The following is a 2,155-nucleotide window of genomic DNA, read 5'->3' as shown; positions in this document are numbered from 1 at the left end:
CTGGTGGGACACCGTCGCCGACGTCGCCTCGGTGATCTTCCTGCTCGGCGGGGCGCTGCTCGCGTTCACGGCCGGGCCTCGCGAGCGGCGCGCGCGCGGCGAGCGGCACGCGATCGAGGACTTCCTGTTCGAGTACTACCCGACCAAGCCCGCGACGCTGCGCCGGTGGCACCCCGGACCCGGTGCCGGGCTCGCGCCCGCGGACGACGTCCCCGCACCGCACGCGCAGTGGCGCTGGTACGCGGTCGCCGACGACGGCACGGTCTCGCTCGACGTCGACGCGTTCCTCGCCGACCGCGGCGACACCGTGCGGTTCGTCACCGGGCTGCTGTCCGCCACGCTCGACCGGCCCGCGTTCACCGGCTGCTTCGGGCTGCACGAGTGGGCGATGGTCTACCGCGAGGGGGACGACGCGCACCGCCACCCGCTGCCGCTGCGGCTCGGCGGCGCGGGGACCGACGCGGTCGTCGAGTCGCACCGGATCCGCTGCTCGCACTTCGACGCGTTCCGCTTCTTCACGCCCGAGGCCGTCGCACGCAACGTCCTGCAGCCGACGCGCGCGGAGCAGGTGGCGCTCGAGCAGCCGGGCTGCCTGCACGCCGGCATGGACGTCTACAAGTGGGCGCTCAAGCTCGGACCCGCCGTGCCCGGGGCGCTCCTGCTCGACTGCTTCGCGCTCGCGCGGCGCATCCGCACGCTCGACATGCAGGCCTCGCCGTACGACGTGACGCCCTACGGGCTGCCGCCGGTCGCGATCGAGACGGTCGACGGCAAGGCCGAGTACGTCCGGCGCCAGCGCGAGCACGCGGCCGAGGGCAACGCGCTGCGCGCGCGGCTGCTCGACGTCTGCCGCACGCTCGCGTCGACCGGGTGATATCCGGACGATCCGGACACACCACCCGGACATTCGTCTAGCGTCGTCTGGCGTGACGCACACGCCCGTCGGACCGACCCGCCCGGACTCGCGGCGCCTCGCGTCCCTCGACGGGCTGCGCGGCGTCGCGGCCCTGGTCGTGGTCGTCCACCACAGCCTCCTGACGTCCGCCGTCCTCCTCGGGCCGTACCTCAAGGACCCCGTGCGGTTCGACCCGTGGACGTGGCAGTGGTTCCTCACGGCGACGCCACTGCACCTGCTGTGGGACGGGACCAGCGCCGTCTTCGTGTTCTTCGTCCTGTCCGGGCTCGTGCTCGCCCTCCCCGCCGCGTCGGGCGCCCCCGCCCGGTGGGACGTCTACTACGTGCGCCGGCTCCTGCGCCTCTACCTGCCCGTGTGGGGCTCGCTCGCGTTCGCGTGGGTGACGGCCGTCCTCGTGGACCGGCACCAGGGCGTCGGGTCGACGTGGCTGCAGCACCGCGAGTCGTGGTCGCCGTCCGGGGTGCCGCGCGACGCGCTCCTGCTGGGCGGCGTCGACGCGCTCAACGGGTCGCTCTGGACGCTCCAGTGGGAGGTCTGGTTCTCGCTGCTCCTGCCGGTGTACCTGCTGGTCGCCCGCCTGCTGCGCCGGTGGCTGCCCGTGGTCGCGGTCCTCCTGCTCGCCCTGGTCGGGGTGGGCTGGGTCGTGAACTCGCTCGGCCCCCTGCGGTACCTGCCCGTGTTCGGGCTCGGGGTCGTCATGGCGTTCGAGCGGGACCGTCTCCACCGGCTCGCGGCCGCGCTCGACGCGCGCCCACGCGGGTGGACGCTCACGTACGCGGGTGTCGTGGTCGCCGTGAGCGCCTACTGGCTGATCTTCCTCGTCGCGACGCCGAACGAGCTCGTCGCCGCGGTGGGGCACACGACCGGGGTCGCGGGGGCGACGCTCGCGGTGTTCTGCGCATGGCACGGGTCCGCCCTCCGCCGCGTCCTCGAGTCCCCGCCCGTGCAGTGGCTCGGGACGCGGTCGTTCAGCCTCTACCTCGTGCAGGAGCCCGTGGTGACGGCCGTCGCGATCGCGTGGACCGCGACCGTCGGTGCCGGGCTGACGGTCGCCGTCGCGGTCCCCGTGTCGCTCGCGTGCGCGGCACTGTTCTACGTCGTCGTGGAACGCCCGTCGCACCGGCTCTCGCAGCGCGCCGGGCGGGCGGTCGCACGGCGGCGGACCCGCGTCCCTGCGCCGGAGCCCGCACCGACCGGGCCCGCGCCCGCACCGACCGCCCCGGAGCCCGCACCGACAGG

Annotated in this window: 2 protein-coding genes; both read left to right on the top strand. The window is 74.8% G+C overall.

Going from position 1 to position 2,155, the window contains the following annotated elements; genetic code table 11:
* Positions 1-31 precede the first annotated feature (31 nt).
* On the top strand, positions 32-874 hold the full coding sequence (locus HGA02_RS17135) for a 3-methyladenine DNA glycosylase (protein WP_425483078.1): 843 nt from the start codon (positions 32-34) through the stop codon (positions 872-874).
* 52 nt (positions 875-926) lie between these two features.
* On the top strand, positions 927-2,155 hold a 1,229-nt coding region (locus tag HGA02_RS17130; protein ID WP_168680390.1), incomplete at its 3' end, for an acyltransferase family protein.

Origin of the sequence: Cellulomonas septica, assembly GCF_012396155.1 — a bacterium.
GTDB lineage: Bacteria > Actinomycetota > Actinomycetes > Actinomycetales > Cellulomonadaceae > Cellulomonas > Cellulomonas septica.
The sequence above is the reverse complement of the archived record's forward strand: the minus strand, read 5'-3'. Positions and strand labels throughout refer to the sequence as shown.